Source organism: Mycobacterium senriense (genome assembly GCF_019668465.1).
Lineage (GTDB): Bacteria > Actinomycetota > Actinomycetes > Mycobacteriales > Mycobacteriaceae > Mycobacterium > Mycobacterium senriense.
Genome location: NZ_AP024828.1, coordinates 4,279,456 through 4,305,688, shown reverse-complemented (window position 1 = coordinate 4,305,688; position 26,233 = coordinate 4,279,456). Strand labels below are relative to the sequence as shown.

Here is a 26,233-nt window from a genome sequence, read left to right as displayed (position 1 = left end):
CTCCCGGCCGGGGCGGTCGCGCCAGGTGCGTCCATCGAGGTCATGGGCTGCGCAGCACTTCGTCGACGGAGCGGGACAACCCGCTCAGGGAGGTGGCCGGCTGGCGGCCCCGCAGTACGGGGCCAAAGTTGCGGTCCATCAAGGCGTTGACCTTCTCCCATGCCGGCGTGATCGGCAAGCCCTGCGAGAAAGCCGGCCCTTCGGTGAGCACGCTGAGATTGCCGAGCCGGCGATGGGCCTTGGCGAATCCGTTTGATCGCAGCGCCGACCGCAGCACCGGAACGAACAGACAGGATTCACCGATCAAGGCTTGGCCGATGGGCCCGGTCGCGAACTTCACGAATTCCCACGCCTGCTCCTTGCGGGGGCTGCTCGCCGAGATGGCCAGTCCGGTGGCGCCGATATCGGAACACGCGGCGTGCCCCTTCGGCAGCGCCGGGCCGACGGGCAACGGGGCGACATCGAAATCCAGGTCCTCGGCGCGGATGTAGGTCTGGTAGCGCCAGTGTCCGCCGAGCGCGATCGCCGCCCGCCCCACCGCAAACAAGTTGGGCGTCGACATCGACTGCGTCTCCGATGCGTTCGGCGCAACCCGGTACTTGTTGGCCAGATCGGCATAGAACTGCACCGCTTCCTGGAACGCCGCGTTGTCGAAGTTGAAGTGGGTAGGGTTCAGCCGCGGGTTGGACCAGGCGACGCCGTTGTTCATCGCGAACAGGCCGGCCGAGTAGTAGGAACCCCAGGTGTTGACGAAACCGTACTGCGCGGCCCGCCCGGATGCGTCACGCTTGGTCAGCGCGCGCGCCACGTCCAGGAATTCGGTGAAATCCCAAGGCTGTTCCCACGTCTTGGCCGGTGCGGGCACCCCGGCTTCGGCGAAGAGCCGCTTGTTGTAGAACAAGTAGTTACCCGACCACTGTTCGGGCAGCGCGTACTGCTTGCCGTTGAAGGTGAAGGTTTCGTACAGCGCCGGAATGCTGTCCGCCTTGAGCTGGTCGGCAAACGCCTTGTCGCGCGCCAACAGCGTGTTCATATCCAGCAGCACACCGCGGTCGGCGAGTTCGGCGTAGGACAGTTCCCACGTCATCAGCACATCCGGGCATTTCCCGCCGACACAAAACGTCGAAAGCTGTTGCATGACGCCCGGACCGGACTGCACCGGCCGAACCTTGATATCGGGATGGCGGCGCGCGAACTCGTCGACGATGCGCATCCTGGCGTCACGTTCGTCCGGGTTGGCCGCGAAAAAGAACGTGAGGGCGTCCTCGTCGTCGGAAGCGCACCCGGCCGGCCACGGTGCCAGCGCAGCCGCGGAAAGCGCGCCGGCGCCCCGCAACAGGTTGCGCCGTCCGAACGGCTTATCGAGCATGGCTCTCCCGGTCTTGCCCCGTGGCCGGTTTACCGGCCGACTGTGTCTGACGTCCTTGGTACCCGACGAGCTTGTGATGTTCCTGGATCGGCCACCGCGGCAGCGTCAGCGCGGCCCGACGGATTCGCTCGGCGTTGTCCGTGATGTCGATCGTGTGAATGCGATCGTCGGCGCCGATGCCGATCACCAGCAGGACCTGAGCGCGCCCGCGGGCCGCGAGCACGATGCCCGGTGCCCCGTCGATGAGCATGACAGCGCCGGCGCGCGCCCGCTGAGCGAACCGGCGAGTCTCCTCGGCGACCCGGCGGGCGCCGCGCAGCGTGGTTGGCACGCCCGCCGGAACGAGGGTCGGATCGACCGTGCGCACCACCTCGGGGGCGAGCAGGTCGAGCAGGCCGGCGATGTCACCGCCGCGCGAGGCCGTCAGAAAGGCCTCGACCACCTGCAGGTGGTCGGCCGTGCGACGGGGCGGGGCGGCCGGGTCGCCGTGCAGGCGAACGCGCGCCCTGCTGGCCAGCTTCTTGGTGGCCTCCGGTGACCGATCCATCAGCCCGGCGATCTGCTCGAACGGCATGGCGAAGACGTCGTGCAGCACGAACGCAACACGCTGCGCCGGGGACAGCCGGTCGAGCACGACGAGCAGGGCGCTGCTCACCGACTCCGCCAGCAGTGCGTCCTCGTCGGCCGCCGCCGACGCCGTCTGGGCCAGTCGGTCCAGTTCGTCGGCCCCGCCGAGTGGTTGCTCGGCGCGACGCTTGCGCACCCGAAGCTGGTCGAACGCCTCGCGCGCGGTGATTGTTGTGAACCAGCCGGAGAGGTTGTCGACAGCGTCGAAGTCCGCACGACTGGCCTTGAGCCACGCCGATTGCACGGCGTCGTCGGCGTCGGCCACCGAGCCCAGCAGCTGGAACGCGACGGACCTGAGGTGTCGTCGATCGGCGTCGAAACGCCGTGCAAGGTCCGCCAAATCCTTTGTTGCGCTCATGGGTCACCTTTTCCGCACGGAAGTCGTCAAGAAGATGACCGCGTCCAACGGACTTCCTGTGGCAAAGGAGACAAGCACCATGATCTTACCGATTGTGCGCCGCGGCGCGCACTGCACGCATTGGACTCGCCGCTGCGGAAATCGCTGCGCGACAAGGGATTGATCCAGATGAACATCGCCCTTGTCGTCATCACGGTGATCACCGCCGCCGTCACCGCCGCGATCGCCATCGCCGACTTCGTTCCGGCGCGATTCGTTCTGGCGAACTCTGCGGAGGTAGGGGTGCCGCGGTCGTGGTTACCTGCGCTGGGCGCAGTGAAGCTGGCCGGAGCCGCCGGGATCGTTGTCGGCCTGCTGGGCCTGCGGGAATTGGGCATCGCGGCCGCCGCCGGCCTGGTTGCGTTTTTCGTCGGAGCGGTGGCAACGCACCTGAGGGCCCGCGTCCTGTACAACATCGCCTTTCCCGGCGCGTATTTGTGCCTGTCCGTGGCTTCGCTGGCGCTGATGGTGGTCCGGTGAGGCATGCGGTGCTCAGGCGGGAAAGTACCTGATCCGGTTGATCGCGTTGCCGCGCCAGGCCACATCGGCGAACATGATGGCGCGCCCATGACCCGAGTGGAGCGACACCGCGACGGTGGGGCCCGCGCTGTTCATCTTGGTCGCACCGGCCCCGTCCAGTTGCTCCGCCAGCTCGGCCAGCTCGAGTGGGTCGCGATCGCCCAAAGTTATTGCGGCATCCGAGGACAGCACGCGTGCAGCGGAAAACGTGTCTTTCCGCGCGACGGCGTCGAGGAACGTGGTCACCAGCCGCTGGTGACGGGCTCCCACCCGACGGAATCCGGTCATGAAACCGGCGGTCCCCCGCCAGCCTTGGTTGCTCATCAGCCCCCTGCACAGGTTCAGCGCGGGGCCCACCGCGCCGGAGCCGGTGCGCAGGAACTGCACCATCATGGCGGGAAGCTCCCAGTAGGCTCGTAGTTCGCCAATCTTCCACTCGCCGTTAGTTTCTCGGAGGTCGTAGCGCAGGAACGCCGGAATGTACATCGTCACGGCCGAACCCATCGCCACCTCGAGCTCGAGGTCACGCAGCACCGCCGTGCCGACGACGATGTCGAGATCGCGATGGAACTTGATGTCACGCGGACCGATGAATGTGTCGTAGAAGCGGCCGATCTGCTCATGCCCCACGTGGGGTCGCGAGCCCACCGGGTCCTCGATCCGGCCGTCACCGGTGAACAGACCCACCCACCCGGCGCGGTCATGGGCGGCGGCCGCCTGCGGCGAACGCTCCGCGGCGGCCAGCAGATGCTCCCGATCCAGCGGCACCACCATTACGACCCTCCAACCAACTCGATGCCGGCCGAGCGCATTTCCGCCAGTGCCTCGGCAGTGGAGTCCACCCCCGCGGCCGCGGTCAGGTCCACCAGCACCCGAGTCTTCAGACCCGCCGCCGCCGCGTCCTCGGCGGTTCGGCGGACGCAAAAGTCGGTGGCGATGCCGACCACGTCGACCTCGTCGACCTCCCGCCGCCGCAACCATTCAAGTAGCGTCGTCCCATTCTGGTCGGCGCCCTCGAAACCGCTGTAGGCGGCGGCGTGCGCGCCCTTGCGAAAGACCGCATCGATGCGCCGCATGTCTAGATCGGGCCGAAGATTCGCGCCCGTGCTTCCGGCGACGCAGTGCACTGGCCACGAGGATGTAAAGTCCGGCCGGTCGGAGAAATGATCACCCGGATCGATGTGGAAGTCCTGGGTGGCCACGACGTAGTGGTAGCCCGGATCGCCGGACAGGTAGTCGTTGATCGCGGGCGCCACCGCGGCACCGCGGGCCGTCGGCACGGAGCCGCCCTGGCAGAAATCGTTTTGCACGTCGACGATGATCAACGCTCGCACGCGCTCCACCCTATCGGTGTGCACCTCTATGTCTATCCCGGTCTAGCTGGGGATATCGACGCCGCGGTTTGCTCGACAGGCAGCCGGGTAATACACCGGCCATGGTGCTCAGGAGAATCGCGCGACCCCTGTTATCAGTGGCTTTCATCGGGCAAGGAGTCAATTCACTGCTCAATCCCAAATCCGCGGCGGAGGCCGCGGCGCCGGCGGTGGACGGTCTTCAGGCGTTGCCGGATGCGGTGAGCAGCAGCATTCCGAGCGACCCCGAGACGGTCGCGCAGATCACCGCGGCCGTTCAAATCGGCGGCGGCCTGCTGCTTGCCACCGGCAAACTCCCCCGCATCGCGTCGGCGGCGCTCGCGGTGACGGTGTTGCCGGCCAACCTTGGGACGCACTCGTTCTGGAACGAGAGCGACCCGGTGGCCAAAGCCCAGAAACGTCAACAATTTCTCACCGACCTCAGCCTGTTGGGCGGCCTGTTGATCGCCTCCGCCGACACCGCCGGCAAGCCCTCACTCGGGTGGCGTGGCCGGCGCGCGGCGGAACGGCTCTCCGAGCGGGTGTCGTCGGCGTGGCCCGGTTCTGACGACTCCGCCTTCGATGCCGATTTCTCCGAGCTGGGTGATCGGATCGCACACGGCTTGCAGATCGGCGCCGAGCGGGGCCGCGAACTGGCCAGCACCGCGGCGGAACGCGGCGCGCCCTACGCCGAGGCCGCACTCGAACGCGGCCGCGAACTCGCCAGCACCGCGGCGGAACGCGGCGCGCCCTACGCCGAGGCCGCACTCGAACGCGGCCGCGAACTGGCCAGCACCGCGGCCGACCGCAGCAGGCCGTTGGCGAAGAAGGCGCGTAAGCGCGGCGAGGAGTGGGCTGACGAGGCCGCCGACCGCGCCGCGTACCTGGCCGAGAAGGCCCGCAAGCGCAGCGAAGAACTCGCCGACGAGGCCGCCGACCGGGCCGCGCCGCTGGCCAAGAAGGCCCGCAAGCGCAGCGAGAAACTCGCCAAGAAGGCGCGCAAACGCAGCGAGAAGCTGGCCAGCACGGCGCGGGCGCGTGGCGAGGAATTCGCCGACACGGCCCGGCAGCGCGGCAGCGACTTGGCCGACACCGCGCGCGAGCGGGTCGGCAGTCAGGTCGAGACCGGCCGCCGCAAGTTGTCCTGGTGACCGCGAAAGTCGCGGCCCGCTAGCGCGTCGAGCTAGCCGGGCCAGCGCGCCCGCAGGTTCTCCGGCGTAAACGTCGGCCAATCCGGCGCGCCGATGGTCAGGCCGCCGCTGAGCCGGGCAACGATGCGCGGGCCGCGCAGCCGGCTGTTGTCGTAGACCGTCGCGAGGTCAGACAAGGCGATGGCGTCGGCGACCGGCGTCCACAACCGGCGGTGGCGCTCGCGGATCTTGACTTCCGGCACGTCATGACCGCCGGCCCGCACGCGATGCCGGACGCGTTCCACCGCAAGGTCTTCCGGGATGAGCAGCACATGCAGCACGACGGTGAAGCGCGCGAGGCGTGCGGTGTGGATGAGGTCCAACTTGGACGGATGGGAAAATACCGTCTCGGCGATGAAGGACCGACCCAGTTCGATCAGCTTGGCGCGGGTGTCTGCCGCGATGCGCGCGGCGTCGTAGGAGTGCGAGGCCGGATCCTCCGGCCAGCGTTGCCTCGCGATCTCGTCGGCGTTGACCACCAGGCTTCCCGGCAACAGCGGCGCCAGGGTGAACGCGATGAAGGTGGATTTTCCGGCACCGTTCGGCCCGACTACCAGGTCAAGTCGATCCATCGGGCCGCCGAACCGCCGACAATCGCCGGGTCAGCGCCTACCCGCGAGCACCACCGCGGCGCCGTCGGGGCGGTGCTCGACGATCTCGCCGTCGTCGTTGAGGGCCACCGTGGTGACGCCCTGCCCGGCCAGCGTCGCCCCGTAGTTGGTGCGCGCCAGGCTTTCCTCGATGGCCGCGGAGATCTCGGCGTTGAACACCACGCCCTCCTCGACGGTGAGCTCGCTGGTCGGGACCTGGCCGGCGAGGGCGGCTTCCACCCGTCGCCGCGAGGCGGTGTGCTGGCTGGACACCGCGCGTCCGACCCGAGCCCAGTGGTCGAGTTGCTGCTTGGCCGAACGGCTCTGCCGGGCACCCTCAGCCGCCGCGCTGTCCATCAGGTCGGATGCGACCCGCGTGACACGATCGAGAGCCTCGGCCATGGCTTCCTCCAATGCAACACTCCGTTACAAGCTGTAGCATAATGCTACACGGTGGGCCCGCCCCGGCTACCTGCGAGCCTGCACGACGGTATCCACGATCGCGTCGACGCCGGGGCCGACGTCGACGGTCATGCCGGCCTCGTCGGGACCGAGGGGTTCCAGCGTGTCCAATTGCGAGCGCAGCAGCGCGGCCGGCATGAAGTGATCGGTCCGGGTCGCCAGCCGGCCGCCGATCAGCTCCGCCGAGCCCGAGAGGTGCAGGAACTCCACGCCCGGGCAGTGCGTGCGCAACTGGTCGCGGTATTTCCGCTTCAGCGCCGAACAGCTCACGACGCCGCCGTCGCGGTGGGCCGCCAACCAGTCACCGACCCGCTCCAACCAGGGATAGCGGTCACCGTCGTCGAGCGGTTCGCCGGCCGCCATTTTGGCGATGTTGGCGGCCGGGTGCAGGGTGTCGGCGTCGACGAATGGGACCCGCAAGCGCTGCGCGAGCGCCGCCCCCACCGTCGACTTGCCCGATCCGGAGACGCCCATCACCACGACGGGGGCCGATCCGTTCACCTACGTGTGGTCGCCGAGGTTGCGGTTCCATTCCAGCCAACCCACACCGCTGCGCCCGTCGGCCGTGCTGATCGCGGCCCAGACGCGGGGAAACTGGCTGACCCGCCCGTCCGTCGCGACGAGCCGGACCGGCGCCTGACCGCGCACGTTCACGTCCGCGGTGATCTCCGCCGGAGTGAGCCGCAAAGTCGCGTCAAGCGGTAACCCGTTGTCGGCGAACGACTCTCGCGAATCAACGCTCTGCAGCTCGGTGACCTTGCCGTCGGCGCCCTGTTCGTAGCCGATGCTGAACGCGGGCGCCCCGGGTATCCGGATGTTCACACCGTGCAGGTGGGTGCCGTCGTCCAGGTGCAGCGCGCTCCAGATCCAGTCCATGCCCCACCAATCGCGCACGCCCCATGAGTGATCACGTTGTCCCGGAACGGATTCCACCCGGTATTCGGTGTCGTCGATCGTGACGGTGCCCGAGACGGTGCACGGAATCTCATAACGCGTCGTCAGCCCGTACTTGTACGGCGTGCCGTCGGTGGCCCACACCAGGTTCATGTTCGTAGCGACCGGCGTTCCGGGCTCGCCGCGCAACAACGCGGACGGATCGGCGTAGGTCTGGCCCAGCGCCCGCACGTCAACGCGGTAGGTCTGCAGCGGTACCTCGGCGGAATGGCCGAGCTCGAAGTCCTCGGTGTGCACCGCCCACGGGTCAGACGGCAGCGGCACCTGCGCGTCGACGGCCACGGTCGGCATGTCGGGGCCGCACAACAGCACGTGCACCCAGGCGGTCTGCTCATTGACCACCCGGCCGAGGCGGAACCAGCCGCCCAAACCCTGTGCAGCGTCGGCGAAGTCGGCGTACCAGCTCTCGCTCCACAGCGGTTCGGCGGTGGGTTCGTGGGCGAGTTCGTCCTCGTCCGACGGCTGCAACGGCTCGGGCGCGACCGGCGCGGGCAGCGTCGACAGCGCGTCGGTGTCGAGCACATGGTCGCAGTGCCGTTGCAGCATCGTCATGAACATCCGGTCGCCGCGGTCGGTGCGCTCGACCAGCATGGGCGAGACGATCGCCATCATCACGCCGAAGAAGCTCTGCCGGCGCACCCCGTCGGCGACGTCGGCCAGGGTGAGTGGTGCCCGCGGACCCAGCGCCTCATGGTAGGCGCGCAGCAGCGCGTCGTAGTGCTGCCTGCGGTCCTCGGTGGGCAGCGCGCCACCGAGGAAGTAGGCGAGGTCGGTCAGGGCCGGACCCCACGACACGGTCTGCCAATCGACCACCGTCAGCGCGCGATCGGCGCCGTCGGTACCGAACAGCATGTTGTCCAGGCGGTAGTCGCCGTGCACCAGGCCCTGGAGGCGGCCCCGCTCGGACACCTCCGCGTCCTGGGCCAGGTAGCCGTCGAACGCGGCCACCAGGCGTTCACACACCACGCGGTGCTCCGGCGCGATCTGGTCGCCGTAGCGGTCGACGAAACCCGCGTACAGCGGGGTGATCATGGCCTGGTTCAGCGGAGGCTCACGGTTGAGCCACAGCGCCTCGGCCAGCGAGGCGTCGCCGAGCAACGGCCCATGCAGCCTCCCCAGTTCGACGGCCCCCAGGCGGGCTTGTTCGACTGTGGCGCCAGCGATTTCGTCGCCGACGACGGCCGGCCCGGCATCGCCCAGCAGCAAGTCGAACACGCCCGTCGAGGTGTCGACCGCCGCGTGGTAGCAGGGCGCGATCGGCCCACCCAGCCGCGGGGCGATGTCGCCGTAGAAGCGCACCTCCCGCTCGTAGAGTCCCAGCGCCAGCCCCGTCTGCCGGCTGACCGGGTCGGTGGCCGCGACCTTCAGCACCACCGACTCCGGTCCCTCCGACGGCCCCCCGGCATAGCTGAGCCGGACGCGGTAGCACTCGCTCATCTGACCGGTACCGATGCGTTCTACCGAGAAGTCGGCGATGGGTCCGGTGCCGATGACCGCGGCCAGCCAGGAGGCGGTGAGGTCACTGGGTCGTTCGATGACTTGCTCGGTCTCGGCATGCATGAGGGTTAGCGTGCCAGGTCAACGCGCCAGTGAGAAGCCGTCCCAGGCCATCCGGCGATGCGGATGCGGATCGAACTCGACGCGGGATTTGCGGTCGAAGACCATCACGGCCCGCTCGTCGGCGGTGTAGAGGGGCCAGTCCTCCCCCGGCACGCCGGTGCGGCTGAATGCCCGCCAGCGCCGCTGCACCTGATTGCTCACCCGCAACGCGGCCCGCCGGTCCGCCGCCGCGGTCAACAACGCGCCGAATCTGGTGCGGTAGACGTCGAAAACCGCGAGCAGCTCGGTGGCATGGGTGGCTCCGAAACCCGACCAGCGCAGTGTGCGCGGCGCGTAGTCGTACCGGTAGAGGTAAGTCGGCGCGTGCGTGCCGTGGGCCTCCGCGATCTGCCAGGCCGCCGACGCGAACGCGAAGTCACCGCCGAGCTGGATGCATGCCGCCCGCTCGGGATAGTCGGGATATGCGGCGGTAATGCGTTCGCGGATAGCGGGTTCCGCCTCGGCGAGCAGCTCCTCGACCATCGCCTCGTTGGTCGGCAACATCGCCAGGAACCGGGTGAACAACCGACCTTCCTCGGCGTTCGTGCCCACGATCAGCGGGACCCGGTGGGCCTCGCCGCGCCGCATCGCCTCCACCGGATCCAGCGGCAGGATGTCGTCACCGAAGACGGGGCCGATCGGGAAGGCGCCCAGCCTGTTCCGCATGCCCTCGTCGATCAATTGGTGCTGGGTTTCCACCAGTTGGGCGGCGGACACCGACATCAGCGCGCTGGCCGCGTCCTGCCGGCGCACCCCGGGCAGGTTGGCGAAGCGGTTAGCGAACTCCGCGGCAACCTCTTTCGACCGCACCAGACCCGATGCCGGACTTTCCGAAATCGCCTGTGCGAATAGGCCTTTGGCGGCGGGCACCGCCAGCAGTGAGGCGGTGATGCAGGCACCGGCGCTCTCGCCGAAGATGGTGACGTTGTCCGGGTCACCGCCGAATCCCGCAATGTTGTCGCGAATCCACTGCAGCGCCAGCACCAGGTCGCGCAGGTACAAGTTGCTGTCGATGGTGATCTCCGGCGTCGACAGGGACGAGAAGTCAATGCACCCCAGCGCGCCCAGCCGGTAGTTCACCGATACGTACACGCATCCCCGGCGCGCCAGGGCAGCGCCGTCGTACAGCGGCGTCGCCGAGCTGCCCAGGAAGTAGCCGCCGCCGTGGATGAACACCATGACGGGCAGTGGCCCCTCGGCCGCACCCTCGGGCGCCACGACGTTGAGAGTGAGGCAGTCCTCGCTCATCGGCTGGTAGCGGCCTCCAAAACCCGACATGCCGAGCAGGGTGTAGCGGCGCTGCTGGGGCGCGCAGTTGCCGAAGCCATGGCAGTGCCGGACACCCGACCACGGCTGGGCCGGCTGCGGCGCCCGGAAGCGCAGATTTCCCACCGGTGGGCGGGCGTAGGGGATCGACCGCCACCGAGTGACCCCGTCGCGGGTGAAGCCTTCGACGGTGCCGATGGCGGTGCGTGCGCGGACAGTGCGCTGATGCATAACCCGACGGTATCCGACATGACCGTCGTAACGCGCGCGCAGCGCCTTAATTGCCGGGCGCGCCGGTTAGCCTGACTTCATGCGGATAGCTGCGGTGATCGCCGCGTCATTACTGGTCGCCGGGTGCTCACACACCACGGGCGGCCATTCGGAGCCCACCGGAAGCACCACCCCGGCATCGACGGGCGCCGCGGCTCCGGGCAGCAAATCACCGGGACCGGCGGCCGCGCCGGCCGCGGGAGCGGCAATCTCCGACGTCATTGCGTGGATCGAGGGCGGTCACCAGGCCGATCCGGGCCGCTTTCACACGGCCACGCGCGACGGGGCGGCCACACCACTGGGCGACGACATCGCGCTGACGGCGATGGCGGGCAAGGTCTCCTGCATGACCGATGCCAAACACACCGCCGGCGCGCTGGCCTGCCTGGTGAGTCTGACCAACCCGCCGCCGGCACCCGCGACGGCCTATGGCCAGTGGCAAGGCGGCTGGGTCGGCTTTGACGGGGTGAACCTGCAGGTGGGATCCGCCCGAGCCGATCCTGGTCCGTTCATCAATGGCCACGGCCCGGAACTGGCGAACGGGGATTCGCTGTCGTTCGGTGACTACCGATGCCGCGCCGACCAGTCCGGTCTGTATTGCGTGAACTACGCGCACCAGTCGGCGGCCAAATTCAGCCCCGCCGGCATCGAGCCGTTCGGCTGCCTGAAGCCGGCGCCACCCCCGGACGGTGTCGGCACGGCGTTCAGCTGCTGAGGCCGGCCATGATGGTCGCGAAAAGCTCGCTCCGCTCGTCGGCGGCTCCGCCCCGGCACCGTATAGCCGGTTTCGTCGCGGATTCCCCCGAGGTGATCGTCAAACCTCAGCTCGCCGCTCACCAGCTCACCGGAAGCTCTTTCATGCCATAGATGTTGGCGTCTTTGAACCTCAGCTGCTCCGGCGGCACCGCCAGTCCGAGCCCGGGCAGGCGGCGCGCCAGCGTGGCGAATGCGACCTGCATTTCGACGCGGGCCAGGTTCGCACCGATGCATTGGTGCACGCCATAGCCGAAGCCCAAGTGCCCGCGCGTGTTTCGGTCGACGTCGAAGTTTTCGGGATTGTCGACGAACTCTGCGTCCCAGTTCCCGGCGAGCAGGCTCATCATGACGTACTCCCCCGCCCGAATCAGCTGGCCACCGATTATCAGATCTTCGGTCGCGATGCGGTCGACCTGGCTGTGCACGATGCTGAGGTAGCGCATGAGTTCTTCGACGATGTTGGCGACGACGGCGGGGTCGTCGGTTTGTCCGAGTCGCTCGAACACGTCGGGATGTTCTAGCAGCGCAACCGTTCCCAAAGAGATCATGTTGGCGGTCGTTTCGTGGCCGGCCTGCATCATGATCACACCGTTCATGGCGGTGGTGGCATGGTCGAGTTGGCCGGTCGCCACGTATTCGGTGACCAGCCGGCTGATCAAATCATTTCCGGGTTCGCGCGCTTTGCGCTCCACAAGTTCCTGGATGTAGGCGTACATGGCTCCGAACGCCTGACCCTTGTCCGCATCGGTGGATTTCTGGTCGAGCCCCTTGGTGGTGTTGAACTGGAAGAGTTCGAGGTCTTCGGGCGGCACTCCAAGCAACAACGCGATCACCATTGATGGGACCGGCAGGGCGAATTCACGGACCAGATCGGCCGGCGCACCGTTGTCGACCATCTGGCCGAGATAGTGGTCGACCCATTCCTGAATGTGCGGTCGCATCCATTCGCAACGCCGGAAGGTGAAGTTGCTGGTCATCATGCGGCGCAACCGATGATGCTCGGGATCGTCGGTCCGCGCGAACATCACCGGAACCTTGTTGTCGGCGTCGGTCGGCAAGATCGAGGCCGGAATTGTTTTCGCGGACAAGCGCGGATCGACCAGCGCCGCCCTGATGTCCTGGTAACGGCTGACTACCCAGACCGGGTTACCCTGGAACATCGCCCTGCGGAGCCCGGGTTGTTCCCGCCAGTCCCCGAATTCGGACGGCGGCGCGAGTGGGCAGCGTGCGGGCCGCGGTAGGGGCAGCTCCGGCAAACCGGCGTCGGAGCAGGAGTCGGAAGTCTCGAATGATATTGACATAAGCCGCATTTCCCATTAAGTGTCAGATATCTGCCAGTTGGTCGAGCGTAAAGCGACGGTTGTTGACAGTCAACTGTCAGTTACGCTGTCACCATGACCGCGGTGGAAGACCGGCCGTTGCGGGCCGACGCGGCGCGCAACGTAGAGCGCATCCTGCGCGCGGCGCGTGAGGTCTATAGCGAGCTGGGGCCCGACGCCCCTGTGGAAGCAGTCGCCCGCCGGGCGGGCGTCGGTGAGCGCACCCTCTATCGCAGGTTTCCGGCTAAAGCCGACCTGGTCCGCGCCGCCCTGGATCAAAGCATCGCCGAGAACCTCACGCCGGTGATCGACAAGGCGCGTCGCACCGAGGATCCGCTGCAAGATTTGACCCAGCTGATCGAAGCGGCGATCTCGCTGGGGGCGCGGGAACACAGTCTGCTGACCGCCGCGCGCCGGGCCGGGTCGCTCACGTCCGACGTTTCGGTATCACTCAACGACGCACTCGGCGACCTTGCCCGTGCGGGCCAGCGAGCCGGTCGCATCCGCGCCGACCTGGTCACCGACGACCTGCCTCGCCTGATTGCGATGCTCTTCAGCGTGCTCTCGACCATGGATGCGGGCAGCGACGGCTGGCGACGCTATGTCGCCCTCGTCATCGACGCGATCTCGGTCAACGACCGTCAGCCGCTGCCTCCGGCCGCCGCGTTGCGTTACGAGGTGCAGCCGGACAGCTGGCCACTATGACGACTGGCGGCTCAGCTAGCCGGTAGGCCCGCCTTGACCGCGGCCTCTTGCTTACGGGCGAGATCGAGCATGATGTCGTCCGGCGTGGGATTGCCGATGACACAGTCGGACTCCAGATCGACCATGGCCCTGCCCTCGACGAACACTGCCTCGGAGATCTCCATCGGGTTGGCCGGGTCGGTTCCCTGCCCGATCACCATGAACCCGTTGGTGCCGACGTCGATGGGCTGCTGCTGCCCGTTGACCTTCTTACCGACGACGTCACGCATGTTGGCCGCGGTCTGGGTGGCCGTGGCCGCGTCGGGAAACACCGCGATCGTGTCGATGATGGTGCGCTTGCCGTCGGGGTTCTTGAAAACCTGTCCCACGCCGGTGATGCCGCTGGGATTCTGGCTCGGCGGCCCGTCCGCGGTGGCGTTGGGACCGACGTCGCTGGGCTTGATCAGCAGGTTGCTATAGTCCGCCGGCGCTCCCGGTGACGCGCTGGTCGGGGACCCCGACGAGGCGGCCGAACCGGACGACGTGGCCGAACCCGATGACGCCGTGGGGCTCTTATCCCCGCCGCAGCCCACCACCGCCGCGCCGATCAACATCGCGGTAGCCGTCAAGCCGAGCGCGGAGGTCCGGACCGTATTCATAAGGCTCTCCTTTTAGAAGTCAGCTATTTGTATCCGTTACCGCGCGCGACGGCAGCGCGAACACGCAAAATTCGGCCGCCAGATGAATGCCCATCTGACAGCCCAGCCTATGGGCTTGACGCGATCTCAGTAAGGGTGCGCGTTGACAGGGACCTAGTGTCGTCCTAGTTGATGGTCACTCCCGCGTCGACCTTGAACTCCAGCCCCGTCACATACCTGGACTCATCCGATAGCAGGAAAAGCACTGCGTTACTGACGTCGACGGGCTCGACGGCCGGCGTGGGCATCGCATTGACGAAGATGGGAACCAGGTCGGACCGTTGCTCACCCAAGAGTGGTCCGAACGACGGTGGGACCATCCCGGTGGGGACGCCGGTGGGCAGCACTGTGTTGACGCGCACGTTCTGTGCCGCCAGTTCGTTGGCCAAGGCCAGCGTCAAGCCGACGACGCCGTGCTTGGCCGCCGTGTAGGGCGTCTGCAGCGGAAATCCCTTGATGGCTCCCGCCGAGCTGACGTTGACCAGGCTGCCTCCGCCCCGATCGAGCAAGTGAGGTATCGCCGCCGCGCAGGTGTTCCACACCCCGATGAGATTGACGTCGACCACGGTGCGCCACTGGTCGGCCGTCGTCTGGTCCCAGGCCGCCACCGTGAGCACGCCGGCATTGGCCACCGCGCCATCGAGGCCCCCGAGCTCGCCGACGGCGTCGTCGACCGCAGACCGCAGTTGCGCCTCGTCGCGAACGTCGACGATGCCGCTCACGCAGCGGCGATCGAAACCCCTTACCAATCTTACTGTTTCGGCCAGGTCGTCCCTTGTGGCCAAGGGATATTCGATCTGGGGCAGAGATTCGCATATGTCGAGCAGGATGACGTCGGCGCCCTCCTGCGCAAGCCGCAGCGCATGGCTGCGGCCCATGCCGCGGGCGGCGCCGGTAATCAGAATGCGTTTACCGGCAACGCGTCCCGAAGGTGATGTCGTCATGCCACAAATCCGGCTAGTGCTCGTTCCACATCAGGCCACGCATCGTGGCGGAGAGTGGGATATCCTCCACGCCGATCAGCCCCTGGGGCGCTCGGCACACCCAATCGATCGCATTGACGGCTCGACCGGCCGTCGAGATGCAGCCGGCCTCAGTGGAATCGAATAGCGGGTGCGAAACGTGGGTGTTGATCTCCACTCGCGGTTCGCCCTCCACGACGACGCGGTGCACACCGGTGTGGCCGTCGGGCGGGAACTGCCAGTCGGGCGCCGCGGTCTGGGTGAGCCTGGTGACGTGCTCGAGCGTGATCACCGGCTTGCCGCCGCGCACCCCCTCGGTGGCGAAGCGCACCGCGGCCATCTGCCCGGGCTCGACCGTCATCATCGTGCAGTCGATTCGTTCTGGCGTGTACCAAGGTTCGACGCGCTGGCGCACGTCCTCGAGTTTGATGTCCAAGTTGTCGGCCAGGCTGCGGACCTGGCCTCCCCACATCGACACGATCACTCCCGGCAGAAACATCATCGGCGAATCGTCGTCGGGCGTCGACCCGAAACCCATTGCTGCACCGGTGAATTCGGCATCATCGTAGTTCCCGTAGTCGAAGATCTCCTGCACGGTGATCGAGTCGATCCGGGTGGTCAGGCTGGCCGCCGAGTGCACCAGCGTATCGCCGGAAAAGCCGGGATCGATGCCGTTGACGTAGAGCGAGGCGTTGCCGGCCGCGCAGGCGCGCTCCAAGGGCTCTCGCAACCAGTCGTCGGCGTGGCGCGGCGTGACCAGCCAGACCATCGACGTACCGACGACGTTGATCCCCGCAGCCAGCAACTTGGCCATCTGTTCGATGGCTTCCATCGGGCGCGTTTCGCCCTGCGAGGTGTACACCACGCAGTCGGCGCCGAGGGCCACCAGCGCGTCGATGTCGTCGGTGGCGATGATGCCGGTCGGTTCGTTCAGTCCGCACAACTGCGCCGCATCCTTGCCGATCTTTTCGCCGGTGGCGGCGTGCACGCCGACCAGCTCGAGATCGGGTCTGCCGATGATGGCTCGCAACGAATGCCGGCCCACGTTACCGGTGGAGAATTGAATGACTTTGCGCATGGTTACCCTCGTCCTTCCGGCGGTGGGTGATGACCCATCATGATGTGTTCAATCCCAGCGCAGGTCAGTAATCGGGTATCGGCAGCGGCGAATTGTTCGAGTCGATGCCACCATCGACATGGAACGTCGCATTGGTCGCGTAGCAGTCGCGGGTGGACAGGTACACCGCGAGCCGTCCGAGATCCTCGACGTCGCCCAGCCGATGCAACGGTGTCGCGTCTTGCATCTTTTCCAACGACCCGGGCATCAGGTCCAGGCTGCCCTTGAGACCGTCGGTTGCGAACGACCCCAGGGCGATGGCGTTGACGCGAATCTTCGGGGCGAGTTCTTGTGCCATGGCGCGGGTAAGCGCTTCGAGGCCGCCCTTCGCAACGCAATAGGCGGTCAGCGCCCGGATGCCGAACCGCGCGGAGCCCGACGAGATGTTGATGATGGAACCGTGTCCGGCGCTGAGCATGTGTGGCGCCGCAAGCTGACTCATGATGAAGGCGGAGGTCACACACCAGTCGAACGTGTGCCGGAAGTCTTCGTCGGTGATGTCGAGGAATCGCGCGTAGGTGGACCCGCCAACATTGTTGACCAGAATGTCGATACGGCCGAAACGCTGCATGGCCGTGTTCACGACCCGTTCTCCGTCCGGACGACTCATCGCGTCCGCGACGAGTGCCAGTCCTTTACCGCCCGCCGCTTCGATACCCTCAATCGTGCCAACGATATCCGCCTCGGTCCGTGCGGTCCCAACCACCGTGGCGCCCGCCTCCGCCAACACCCGGGCGATGCCCGCCCCCACACCCTTCCCGGCTCCCGTGACGATTGCGACCTGTTCGTCCAGTCTGAACTGCTCCAATGCCATGCTGGGCTCCTCGGATGTGTGGTGTGGTGCGCCGCCCAATCTATGAAGTATATTGACTGAAGTCAACGAGTTCGTGGGGAGCCGATATCTGTCGGGGCGCTTACGGTCCAACAATAGTCAAGTTGTACAAGCCTTTTTGGCCAGAACACGGCATACTGGTCGAGTTATCTTCGAGACTCTCGCATGAGTTGGGTCAACTGTGAGGAAATATGGCTGTGACGGATCGGCTATCGGCACGAGAAGCTAAGCGCCTGCAGACGAGAGAGCGGTTGATGGGCGCCGCGATCGGCGAGTTCGCCCGCGCCGGGATGGCCGAGGCCGACGTGGGGGCCATTGTGGCGGCGGCCGGCGTCGCCCACGGGACCTTCTTCTTCCACTTCCCCACCAAGGAGCACGTGCTGTTCGAGCTGGAGCGTCGCGAAGAGGACCGCATCGCCAAACTGTTCGCGCAGTTCCTGAGGTCCAAGCACGATCTCGCTTCCGCGCTGAATGAGGCGGTCCGATTGGTGGTCGGATTGGAACGCCGATTGGGCGACCGGCTCTTCAATGACTTTCTCGCGCTGCACTTCTCCCAAACCCGGCCGCAGACCGAAGACGGCAGGGATCACCCGCTGATCGTGCTGGTCGCCCAGGAGATCGCACGGGCCCAAGAACGCGGCGAGACGGATCCGGATGTCAACCCCATGAACAGTGCGGTGTTCTTCTTGCTGGGTCTGTACGCCCTGTTGATCACCACCAACCACTGGCCGACTGGCCGCGCCCTGCTCGAAGACTACGTCGCGAGGACATTGCGGAGCTTGAAAGCATGACACGCGGGCGTTAGGGCCGTATGACGCCACGCAGCGGCATAAGCCCGAGTTCATTGTGGGACATGAACCCCGGCGAAGCGTCGCAGACCGCGGGAATGGCGTTCGCGGGGCCCATCGCGGTCCAGGTGTAGCCGGGCAGCGCGTAGCCACCATTCGGGTCCTGCGCCCCCTGCAGGATCAGCTCCGTGGATGAATCGCCCTCAATCACGATGCGGTAGTGATAATGCTGAGGCCAATCTTCTTGCGGCTCAATGGCATCGAAGGTGTCCATGGTGTATATCTCATGAAAGACCACCAGGGGCCTACCCTCCACCCAAGCCGTCCACTTGTGATGCTGACGAGCGACCCTGCCCTTCTTGATCACGCCCTTGAAGCCCGGCATATCGCTGGTCTCTCCCCCTTCGAAATGGATGTCACGTGTGGCGCACCCTAGCTCCACCTCAGTCGTGTATTTCTCGACTGTCTTACCCATTCCCTCCACAACCATTGCCATCGACTGCGCGAACAATGGCCATGCCTGACCCAACAGATTCGGACCTTCCTCGAACCCGACCGGATCGCTCCCCATTCCCATCTCATACAGGTACTTCAGCGTGTCCCGTCCGAAGTTCACCACCTCGTAAATGTGAATGGTGTCGATCTGACTGACGATTCGGGCCAGCGTCAGAACGAGTAAGTCTCCGGCAAAGCCGGGGTTGACGCCACCGGCATGAAACGACGTCCCACCCTCGTGACAGGCGGCATCGATCTTGTCGATGTCCGCCTTGCTGTGTTCGGTTCGATACCACCAGGCGCCACCTGAGGCGACGACGTTCTTGCCGCCGCGCAGCAAGCGGCACACCTCATCAGGGTCAGACCATAACGGCGCATAGAACACGCAATCGGCGTCGAGCGCCTCGATGGCGGCCTTGTCCGTGGTCGCGCGCACCCCGGTCGGCGCTTTGCCGCAGAGTTCGCCGGCGTCCTTGCCAATCTTCTCGGGACGATTGCACAGCACCCCGACCAGTTCGTAGGCAGGATTGTGCACGAATGACGGAGCGCGATCGTTCCGACATTGCCGACGCCCCACTGGATTACGCGATACTTCTTTTCGGCAGGCAACTTGGGCGTCATTGCCACTCCTTGCATGATCGCAACGGCTGAGCGCTCGCTGAGCGTAGGCGTCGCTGGAAGGTTGTGTCAACGATCCAAAGCTGACTTTCATCAGTAGAAGTGGCTCGGAGTTATGGCTGGCAGTCTCGTGAGTCGCTGCGAATCACGCTGTCTTGCACGTTGGCGCACTGCGAAGTAGTGCGCTGCGTATCCCAGTTGTCTCGAGCCCGGCGCGAACTCGCTCGTCGTCTTTTGCTGACTTTAGTCAGCCTGCTATAGTGCAGACGCCGATCCAATCAGTGTCGATGCCGGGGAGGGTTCGTGAATCTGCCGAAGCTCGAGTCAAGCGGCGCCGGGCAGGCGAGCCTGACCATCGACGAGCACATGGAACGCTCGCAACTCGCGCAGCGCCAGGCCGACAAGTGGCTCATCTCCGGCAGTCTGCTGATCGGCACCGCGGCGCTCGGCATCTTCGGCTTGCCGCTATTCCTCTGGGGGGTTCGGCTGCTGCGTCGCGCCCAACGCGACGGCCTCTCGGTGCGGCCGATGCTGGTCACGTTGCTCGGCTACCTCGTGATCATCGATGCCGCGATCAATACCGTCGGGTGGGCGCTCGACCTGGTGGCAAACCACACGATTCTGGCCCGCGTGCTGCTCAATGGCTGGGGCAACATGTTCGATGCCGGTTACTTCTGGCACTACAACGAACTGTGGGTCGGCGGCGCGGCCGGCCCCGGCGAAAAGGCCTTGGAAGTCGGTTTGATTCTGACCGTCTTCACCATGCGCATCGCCGCCGCCATCGGCTTCCTGCAGATGAAGCGCTGGGGTCATCAGTGGATGGTGGTCACCTGCTGGATGGGCGTGGTGATCTGGATTACCTACGTCTTCAACATGACGATGTTCGCCGACGTGCGCTTCGCCGGCGTCGTGCTGCCGGTGGTCGGCTGGTGGCTATACGACATTTTCTACATCACCCCGTTCCTTGCCATCCCCTACCTGCACACCGTCAACCGCGAACTCTTCTCCGACTGAGATGCGCGAGCCGAAATTCACTACGTCACCGAGGAAGTCACATCATGGGTTATCTGTGGGAGATCCTTCGTTATGTCGCCGCGTGGGGTGGCACCGGACTGATCATCTGGTTCTGGTACTGGCTGTTCTCCAACATCGGCACGTTCTGAGCCGCGGGTCGGGTAGGTGGGACGCGGGGGGTTCGTCCGATGAGTGAGCAGTTTGATGCGCATGCGATGGCGCTGGAACGCAGTTGCGCCGTGACGGCGGTCGCGCTGAGCGAGCAGCGTCGCGAGGGCGTCCGGCTCGTCACGGGCGAACGGCGGGGCTTCGGCTTGAACGCGGGGCTCACCTTCGTCCACATGCCCTATCCCCTGCCGCCGGGCTGGACGCGCCGAACCTTGACCTGCGGTGTGGCCCTGCAATGTTCACCATCGAAGGAACGCATCGCCGAATATCGTCTCAACAAGCTGGCCGCTCGTGAGCTGCGCGCGCTCACACTTGTCGAAGCCGGCGTCGCGCTCGGCTGGCTCGCGTCGCGATGGCCGGGCCTGCTTCCCGACTTTCAGCGGCTGCTGCCCGACCTCCGCGCAGCGTCCGGCGACATGGACGGCGCCGAAATACTCAGCCGGGCAATCGCATTGGCGGCCTCCGGTCAGGCGTTGACGATCCATCCGCTGCTGGGCGCCTTGCCGCTGGCTTATACCGCGCCCCACGGATTGACCGACAAGCTACGGCGCAGCTTCGGCAGGATGCCCTGGACAACGACGCAGAAGCGCATTCCGCGGCCGTATTCGGTTCCGGTCGGCGGCGACGGCGGCGTCCGCAACCCCAACCTGCCGCCACCGAGCCGGCCGCAGGACAACGATCTCGATGTGACACCGGAACACCGACCCGGCATCCCCTATCCCGAATGGAACATGTGGACCCAGCGTTTCATGCGCGACCACGTCGCCGTCGTCGAGCGTGCAGATAGCCGACAGGCCCGCCGCCCGGTGCCGGTGGCCGTCGACGTGCGTAGGTGGTTCGAGGAACACACCCACCGGGCGATGACCAACCGCCTCGAAGACGGCTCAGACCTCGACGTCGACCAATACGTCAACCACTACATCGACCTGTCCACCGGTGAGGCCAAGGAGCCGAGGGTGTTCCGCGACCTGCTGCCCAGCAGCCGCGATGTCACCACGGCCCTACTGCTCGACGGCAGTTCGTCGCTGGGCGTGCACGGCGGTCGCGTGTTCGAGCTTGAATTGTCCTGTGCCGATGCGCTTTCGCGTGCCATGACGCAGGCACGAGAGCGCCATGGTGTTTTCGTATTCACCGGCAACACCCGTCATCGCGTCGAAGTCCGCTGCTTGAAGGACTTCGAAGACCACCGGTTCGTACCGCCGAGCGGGCTGGGCTTGTCTACCCGCGGATACACCAGACTCGGTGCGCCGCTTCGCCATCTGACGAGCCGACTGCTGGCGCAGGCATCCGAGCGCCGCCTGCTGATCGTCATCGGTGACGGCCTGATCTCCGACGAGGGCTACGAGGGCCGGTATGCCTGGGCCGACGCCGCGCACGCCGTCGAGGAGGCCAACGAGGCCGGGGTGTCGATGTACTACGTGGGGGTGGGGCCGACCCGCGTCGATCCCCTCCCCGAGGTGTTCGGGCCTCGCCGATCGCAGCGGATCCGGCGCGTAGAGGAACTGCCGCGGGTGCTGGCCCATGTCCATCGCGAACTGGTCGCCGCATGAACGACGACCGGCTGAGGAAGAGATGACCACCGAAACATACTTCGCCAACGGCAACGAAGTTCAGCTGTTCGAGCAGGCCTTCCACCGGCGCATCCCGGTGATGCTCACCGGCCCAACCGGGTGCGGCAAGACGCGGTTCGTCGAGCACATGGGTTCACTGCTGCAGCGGCCCGTGGTCACCATCAGTTGCCACGACGACCTCACCAGCTCCGATCTCGTCGGCCGCTTCATGGTGACCGGCGGTGACGTCGTCTGGACCGATGGTCCGCTGACCCGGGCGGTCAAGGCCGGCGCGATCTGCTACCTCGACGAGGTCGTCGAGGCCCGCCACGACTCCCTGGCGATCCTCCATTCGCTCACCGATCACCGACGCTCGCTGTATCTCGACCGCGCCGGCGAGGTTGTGCAAGCACCCGAGGGGTTCATGCTGGTGTGTTCGTACAACCCGGCTTATCGCAGCTCGCTCAAGGAGCTCAAACCGTCATTCCGGCAACGCTTCGCCACGCTGGCGATGAACTATTTGCCGCCGGACCGGGAGGCCGAGGTGATCGTCGCCGAATCCGGAATCCCGTCGGCTACGGCCCGGCGGCTGGTCGCGTGCGCGGTCGCGATCCGCACCGCCGACCAAGCCTTCCACTTCGAGCCGCCGTCGACTCGGGTGCTGGTCACCGCGGCCCAGCTGATCGCTGCCGGCGCAACCGAATTCGATGCGTCCGACGCCTGCATACTTGCGCCGCTAAGCACCGACGGTGCCGTCACCGACGGTCTCCGTGAAGTTGCGGCCGCCAGCCTGGGTGCCGCCGACGCCTCGAGCAGTTCTTAGAAAGGAGCAACCGGCATGGACCGACAAGAGGAGAAGCGCAAGAGGGCGCTCATCATCTTCCAGATCTTCATCTACGGCTACCTGCTGGCGATGTTCGGCGTCCAGCTGTACATGTCGTTCGCCCGTGGGTGGTGGGACCTGTGACTCTTTCTGCCGCGCAGGCGGGTTCGGTCGGCCTCGAGGATCACCACGACGAATCACGCAAGGCCCAGCGCCGCGCCGACAAGTGGATGATCGTCGGCGCGGCGCTGATGGGCATGTGGGCACCGGGCCTGATCGGATTTCCCATCTTCATGCGCGGGGTGTGGCTGCAACGCCAGGCCCTGCGCGCCGGCCTGTCGGTTCGGCCCATGATCGTCACCCTGATCGGCTACCTGACCCTGATCGACGGAATGCTCAACAGCCTGGGCTGGGCTCTGGACCTGGTCGCCAACCACACGTTGATCAACCGCGTGCTGATGGTCGGCTGGGGCAACATGTTCGACGCCGGCTATTTCTGGCATTACAACGAGCTGTGGGTCGGGGGCGCGGCGGGACCGGGCGAAAAGGCCTATGTGGCCGGCCTTATCCTCACCGTCTTCTCCATGCGGGTGGCCGCGGCGATCGGCTTCTTGCAGATGAAGCGGTGGGGCCATCAGTGGATGGTCGTCACCTGCTGGATGGGCGTGGTCATCTGGTCGGCCTACGTCTTCAACATGACCATGTTCGCCGACGTGCGCTACGCCGGTGTCGTCTTCCCGGTCATCGGCTGGTGGCTCTACGACATCTTCTACATCACACCCTTCCTCGCCATCCCCTATCTGCACACCGTCAACCGCGAAATCTTCTCCGACTAGCAAGGAGTAGTGCCATGACAAGCCCTTCCGCACCGGCATCCGCCGAAGACAAAGACCCCGCAGCCGATCTCGAGCCCGGCACCACGCCGTACTACGCGCGAATGCACAAATGGATCAAGCGTGCCGTGTTGGTGTGCCTGGTCGCCCTGGTGATCGAGGGTGCCTTCACGCTGCCGTTCATGGCGGTCTACTACGGCTACCCGACCCTGAGCCTGACCCAGATCTGTAGTGAGCTCCTCAAGATCCGGTACTCCAACGACACTTTGGAGTGCAAGTACCCCTACCCGCCGTTCGGACCGCCCGAGGGCGCCGAGGGCAAGGCCACCGCGCAAGACGTCTGGGGCATCCAGCCGATACCGAAGTATCACCGGCTCGGATTCCGCGAACTCGTCAAGATCCACAACGACAGGCTGGCTCGACAGGCCGCGCAACAGCACGCGACGTCGCACCCATGAGAGGATCGGCCCGTTGACCTATCGGGTGGTCCAGTGGACGACCGGTAACGTCGGCAAGAGTTCCGTCAGGGCGATTGCCGCCAACCCGACGCTCGAGCTTGTCGGATGTTACGCGTGGTCGCCGGAGAAGGCCGGCCGCGATGTCGGCGAGCTGTGCGGGATCGCGCCGCTCGATGTCAAGGCCACCAGCGATATTGAGGCGCTGCTCGCGCTCAAGCCGGACTGCGTGGTCTACAACCCGATGTTCGCGGACGTCGATGAGCTGATCCGCATCCTCGGCGCGGGCATAAACGTCGTAGGCACCGCCGAGTTCATCACCGGCCACTTCCTCGGCGCGGGGCGGGAGCGCATCGCCCAGGCGTGCGAAGCGGGCAGATCGACCATCTTCGGCACCGGCATCAACCCCGGCTTCATCCAACTGTTCACCATCGTGTCGGCGGGGCTCTCGGACCGGGTGGACAAGGTGTCGGTACTGGAATCCTTCGATACTACGATCTACAACTCGCCCGCGACCGAAATACCCATGGGCTTCGGCTATCCCATCGATCAACCGGACCTCCCGGCCATCACCGAGAAAGGATCCGGCATCTTCCGCGACGGCGTGTTGCTGCTCGCCGACGCCCTCGGCGTCGAGCTCGACGAAGTCCGCTGCGAAGCCGAGTACGCCCAGACCACGGAGGATCTGCACCTGCCCGGCGACTGGACCATCGCGAAGGGTTGCGTCGCCGGCATCCACGTTCGCTGGAAAGGGATGTTGGCTGGCCGAGAGGTCATCGAAATCGGTGGGCGATGGCGCAAAGGCCAAGCGCTGGAACCGGACTGGCTGCTGGACATGGGCTACACGGTCGAGGTGCAGGGTCGACCGACGATCAAGACCACGCTGAGCTTCCTGCCACCGCCGGACTTTGAGGGCCAGACACTGGACGACTACATCATGTTGGGACTGACCATCACCGCGGTGCCGGCGATCACCGCGATACCCGCTGTCGTCGCCGCCCCTCCCGGCATCGTCACCTACAACGACCTGCCGCTGCTACTGCCGCGCGGGGTGCTGCGCGCTGATCCTCGATAGGGAGAGACCCCGATGCCTCAAGAACCCTCGCTTCACCACGTCGTGTTCGCCGTGGTGCCGGAACGCCATGCCGCAGTGACACAAATGTTCAGCGACCTCGGATTCCTCTTCGAACCCCTGCAGCTGGCCGAGCTCGGCCTGGACATCCACCTCGACTGGAATCGGGGCATCGAACTGATCAGCCCGATCCCCGGGTCGACCGGCGAGGTCGCCGTCACGGTGACGGAGTTCCTCGAGCGCCACGGCGACGGCGTGTTCACCGTGGTGATCGGAGTACCGGAAGCCGCCAAGGCCGACGCCGTCGCCGAGCGCTACGGCGCGACAACGCGATTCCGGCAACACATGGAGGGCGACGGCACCTTCCTCGACGAAAACGACGTGTCGATCCTGGGACTGCCACTGACATTCCTGGCGACCAACATCCCGTGATTGGAGACGGCATGGCTCACGATCTGCGCGAACTTCCGGAGAGCGCCTCATGACCGAGGTCCGCTTTGACGGAAGAGTCGCGATCGTCACCGGCGCCGGGGGCCAGGAGCCGAGCCTGGGGCGCTCGCACGCCAAACTGCTGGCCGAGCGGGGAGCCAAGGTCGTGGTCAACGACCGCGGCGTCGGACCCGACGGACGGAACCTCCTGCGGGCCAACGCCGAGCAGGTTGCCGACGAGATCTGCGCGGCGGGCGGTGAGGCGGTGCCAGACCTGCACAGCGTCGCCGATCAAGACAGCGCGCGCCGGGTTGTCCAGACCGCGCTGGACACGTGGGGTCGCCTCGACATCATGGTGAACAATGCCGGGGTCTGCTTCATGGCGCACTTCGACGAGATCTCCGACACCGACATCCGCAACGTCATCGACGTACACCTGATGGGAACCGTGTGGATGTGCCGGGCGGCATGGCCCCACATGCGGGACGCCGGTTACGGCCGCATCGTGAACACGACATCCGGGGCGATGTTCGGGCTGGAATACCTGTCCATCTACGGCGCCGCCAAGGGTGGAATCTTCGGGCTGACACGTGGTCTCGCCGTCGAGGGCGCTCCACTGGGCATCAAGGTCAACGCGTTGGGCCCGGCGGCAAACACCAGCGCCGTGCGGCATTTCAACGACCCGTCCGCTTTCACGAAGCTGATGGAGGAACACTTTCCGACCGGCCTGGTGTCACCGGCCGTGGCCTTCCTGGTTCACGAGAGCTGTCCGGTGTCCGGCGCCAACCTCGAAGCCGGCGGCGGGAACGTGGGCATCCGGGTCTTCGGCCAGACCACGGGCCACTATGACTCAGGTCTCACCCTCGAGAATGTGCGGGACAACTTCGCTGCGATCGTCGACACGTCCACGGCCAGGTTGATGCCCGACTTGGCGGAGTCCGGGGAGTTGGCCCCCGGTCAAGCCATTTCGGCGCCGATCGAAGTACTGCCAAAGCGCTACCAACCGAGCTGATTTCGGCCGAAGG

The 26,233-nt window shown here is 66.1% G+C and carries 28 protein-coding genes and 1 pseudogene; 14 read left to right on the top strand and 15 right to left on the bottom strand.

Annotated elements, in window-relative coordinates; translation table 11 throughout:
- Positions 1-40: 40 nt before the first annotated feature.
- Both MTY59_RS20180 and MTY59_RS20175 read right to left on the bottom strand, forming a co-directional pair.
- Entirely contained in the window at positions 41-1,369 is a 1,329-nt protein-coding gene (locus MTY59_RS20180; RefSeq protein ID WP_221042720.1) for an ABC transporter substrate-binding protein, read from the bottom strand.
- Positions 1,359-2,354, bottom strand: a complete 996-nt coding sequence (locus MTY59_RS20175; protein WP_221042719.1) for a sigma-70 family RNA polymerase sigma factor — start codon at positions 2,352-2,354, stop codon at positions 1,359-1,361. The genes MTY59_RS20180 and MTY59_RS20175 overlap by 11 nt, the downstream gene beginning before the upstream one ends.
- Before the next feature lie 168 nt (positions 2,355-2,522).
- Between MTY59_RS20175 and MTY59_RS20170 the strand changes: the two genes are divergently transcribed.
- Positions 2,523-2,873, top strand: a complete 351-nt coding sequence (locus tag MTY59_RS20170; protein WP_221046546.1) for a DoxX family protein — start codon at positions 2,523-2,525, stop codon at positions 2,871-2,873.
- 12 nt (positions 2,874-2,885) lie between these two features.
- Here MTY59_RS20170 and MTY59_RS20165 read toward each other — a convergent pair whose 3' ends face one another.
- Both MTY59_RS20165 and pncA read right to left on the bottom strand, forming a co-directional pair.
- Positions 2,886-3,686 (bottom strand): nuclear transport factor 2 family protein, encoded by an 801-nt coding sequence (locus MTY59_RS20165; RefSeq protein ID WP_221042718.1) that lies wholly within the window; start codon positions 3,684-3,686, stop codon positions 2,886-2,888.
- Positions 3,686-4,246, bottom strand: a complete 561-nt coding sequence (gene pncA / locus MTY59_RS20160; protein WP_221042717.1) for a pyrazinamidase PncA — start codon at positions 4,244-4,246, stop codon at positions 3,686-3,688. Before pncA ends, MTY59_RS20165 begins: the two co-directional genes overlap by 1 nt.
- Positions 4,247-4,347: 101 nt before the next feature.
- Here pncA and MTY59_RS20155 point away from each other — a divergent pair, with 101 nt between their 5' ends.
- Positions 4,348-5,415, top strand: coding sequence for a DoxX family protein (locus tag MTY59_RS20155; protein ID WP_221042716.1), 1,068 nt, complete (start codon positions 4,348-4,350; stop codon positions 5,413-5,415).
- A 32-nt stretch (positions 5,416-5,447) separates the two neighbouring features.
- Here the strand turns inward: MTY59_RS20155 and MTY59_RS20150 are convergent, their stop codons facing one another.
- From MTY59_RS20150 to MTY59_RS20130, 5 genes are all read right to left on the bottom strand, one after another.
- Positions 5,448-6,026, bottom strand: a complete 579-nt coding sequence (locus tag MTY59_RS20150) for an ATPase (protein WP_221042715.1) — start codon at positions 6,024-6,026, stop codon at positions 5,448-5,450.
- Positions 6,027-6,056: 30 nt separating this feature from the next.
- Positions 6,057-6,446, bottom strand: coding sequence for a ParD-like family protein (locus MTY59_RS20145; RefSeq protein ID WP_221042714.1), 390 nt, complete (start codon positions 6,444-6,446; stop codon positions 6,057-6,059).
- Between the two features lie 66 nt (positions 6,447-6,512).
- On the bottom strand, positions 6,513-7,007 hold the full coding sequence (locus tag MTY59_RS20140) for a gluconokinase (protein ID WP_221042713.1): 495 nt from the start codon (positions 7,005-7,007) through the stop codon (positions 6,513-6,515).
- Positions 7,008-9,020, bottom strand: a complete 2,013-nt coding sequence (locus MTY59_RS20135) for a DUF7064 domain-containing protein (RefSeq protein WP_221042712.1) — start codon at positions 9,018-9,020, stop codon at positions 7,008-7,010.
- Positions 9,021-9,038: 18 nt separating this feature from the next.
- Positions 9,039-10,556 carry a carboxylesterase/lipase family protein gene (locus MTY59_RS20130; RefSeq protein ID WP_221042711.1) on the bottom strand — a complete coding sequence of 506 codons (1,518 nt, stop codon included), beginning with the start codon at positions 10,554-10,556 and terminating at the stop codon, positions 9,039-9,041.
- A gap of 79 nt (positions 10,557-10,635) precedes the next feature.
- Between MTY59_RS20130 and MTY59_RS20125 the strand changes: the two genes are divergently transcribed.
- Positions 10,636-11,310, top strand: a complete 675-nt coding sequence (locus MTY59_RS20125; protein WP_221042710.1) for a hypothetical protein — start codon at positions 10,636-10,638, stop codon at positions 11,308-11,310.
- Positions 11,311-11,428: 118 nt separating this feature from the next.
- On the opposite strand, the gene MTY59_RS20120 is transcribed toward MTY59_RS20125, so the two are convergent.
- Positions 11,429-12,652 carry a cytochrome P450 gene (locus MTY59_RS20120; protein WP_221042709.1) on the bottom strand — a complete coding sequence of 408 codons (1,224 nt, stop codon included), beginning with the start codon at positions 12,650-12,652 and terminating at the stop codon, positions 11,429-11,431.
- A 93-nt stretch (positions 12,653-12,745) separates the two neighbouring features.
- Between MTY59_RS20120 and MTY59_RS20115 the strand changes: the two genes are divergently transcribed.
- Complete coding sequence (locus MTY59_RS20115; RefSeq protein WP_221042708.1) at positions 12,746-13,375, top strand: TetR/AcrR family transcriptional regulator; 630 nt, start codon at positions 12,746-12,748, stop codon at positions 13,373-13,375.
- Positions 13,376-13,386: 11 nt separating this feature from the next.
- On the opposite strand, the gene MTY59_RS20110 is transcribed toward MTY59_RS20115, so the two are convergent.
- The 4 genes from MTY59_RS20110 to MTY59_RS20095 all read right to left on the bottom strand — a co-directional run bounded on the left by MTY59_RS20110 (position 13,387) and on the right by MTY59_RS20095 (position 16,945).
- A complete protein-coding gene (locus MTY59_RS20110; protein ID WP_221042707.1) occupies positions 13,387-14,013 on the bottom strand; it encodes a hypothetical protein in 627 nt (208 codons plus the stop codon).
- 164 nt (positions 14,014-14,177) lie between these two features.
- Positions 14,178-14,996, bottom strand: coding sequence for a mycofactocin-coupled SDR family oxidoreductase (locus MTY59_RS20105; protein WP_221042706.1), 819 nt, complete (start codon positions 14,994-14,996; stop codon positions 14,178-14,180).
- 13 nt (positions 14,997-15,009) lie between these two features.
- A complete protein-coding gene (locus MTY59_RS20100; RefSeq protein WP_221042705.1) occupies positions 15,010-16,092 on the bottom strand; it encodes an NAD(P)H-dependent amine dehydrogenase family protein in 1,083 nt (360 codons plus the stop codon).
- A gap of 64 nt (positions 16,093-16,156) precedes the next feature.
- Complete coding sequence (locus MTY59_RS20095) at positions 16,157-16,945, bottom strand: SDR family NAD(P)-dependent oxidoreductase (protein WP_221042704.1); 789 nt, start codon at positions 16,943-16,945, stop codon at positions 16,157-16,159.
- Between the two features lie 209 nt (positions 16,946-17,154).
- On the opposite strand from MTY59_RS20095, the gene MTY59_RS20090 reads away from it, so the two are divergent.
- The gene (locus MTY59_RS20090; protein ID WP_221042703.1) at positions 17,155-17,754 is read left to right on the top strand and encodes a TetR/AcrR family transcriptional regulator; all 600 of its coding nucleotides are present in this window, start codon (positions 17,155-17,157) and stop codon (positions 17,752-17,754) included.
- 10 nt (positions 17,755-17,764) lie between these two features.
- Here MTY59_RS20090 and MTY59_RS20085 read toward each other — a convergent pair.
- Positions 17,765-18,867 (bottom strand): annotated as a pseudogene (locus MTY59_RS20085) (NAD(P)H-dependent amine dehydrogenase family protein).
- Between the two features lie 363 nt (positions 18,868-19,230).
- Between MTY59_RS20085 and MTY59_RS20080 the strand changes: the two are divergent.
- From MTY59_RS20080 to MTY59_RS20045, 9 genes are all read left to right on the top strand, one after another.
- A complete protein-coding gene (locus MTY59_RS20080) occupies positions 19,231-19,878 on the top strand; it encodes a hypothetical protein (protein WP_221046545.1) in 648 nt (215 codons plus the stop codon).
- Positions 19,879-20,066: 188 nt separating this feature from the next.
- The gene (locus MTY59_RS20075; protein ID WP_221042702.1) at positions 20,067-21,596 is read left to right on the top strand and encodes a nitric oxide reductase activation protein NorD; all 1,530 of its coding nucleotides are present in this window, start codon (positions 20,067-20,069) and stop codon (positions 21,594-21,596) included.
- 22 nt (positions 21,597-21,618) lie between these two features.
- Positions 21,619-22,419 (top strand): CbbQ/NirQ/NorQ/GpvN family protein, encoded by an 801-nt coding sequence (locus MTY59_RS20070; RefSeq protein ID WP_221042701.1) that lies wholly within the window; start codon positions 21,619-21,621, stop codon positions 22,417-22,419.
- Between the two features lie 15 nt (positions 22,420-22,434).
- Positions 22,435-22,563 (top strand): hypothetical protein, encoded by a 129-nt coding sequence (locus tag MTY59_RS27730; protein WP_007770904.1) that lies wholly within the window; start codon positions 22,435-22,437, stop codon positions 22,561-22,563.
- Complete coding sequence (locus tag MTY59_RS20065) at positions 22,560-23,255, top strand: hypothetical protein (RefSeq protein ID WP_221042700.1); 696 nt, start codon at positions 22,560-22,562, stop codon at positions 23,253-23,255. The genes MTY59_RS27730 and MTY59_RS20065 overlap by 4 nt, the downstream gene beginning before the upstream one ends.
- A 14-nt stretch (positions 23,256-23,269) precedes the next feature.
- Positions 23,270-23,710: a hypothetical protein gene (locus MTY59_RS20060; protein ID WP_221042699.1), complete on the top strand. Its 441-nt coding sequence runs from the start codon at positions 23,270-23,272 to the stop codon at positions 23,708-23,710.
- Positions 23,711-23,723: 13 nt separating this feature from the next.
- Positions 23,724-24,782, top strand: coding sequence for an NAD(P)H-dependent amine dehydrogenase family protein (locus MTY59_RS20055; protein ID WP_221042698.1), 1,059 nt, complete (start codon positions 23,724-23,726; stop codon positions 24,780-24,782).
- Positions 24,783-24,794: 12 nt separating this feature from the next.
- On the top strand, positions 24,795-25,211 hold the full coding sequence (locus MTY59_RS20050) for a VOC family protein (protein WP_221042697.1): 417 nt from the start codon (positions 24,795-24,797) through the stop codon (positions 25,209-25,211).
- Between the two features lie 49 nt (positions 25,212-25,260).
- Entirely contained in the window at positions 25,261-26,220 is a 960-nt protein-coding gene (locus MTY59_RS20045) for an SDR family NAD(P)-dependent oxidoreductase (RefSeq protein ID WP_221042696.1), read from the top strand.
- The last annotated feature ends 13 nt before the right edge of the window (positions 26,221-26,233 follow it).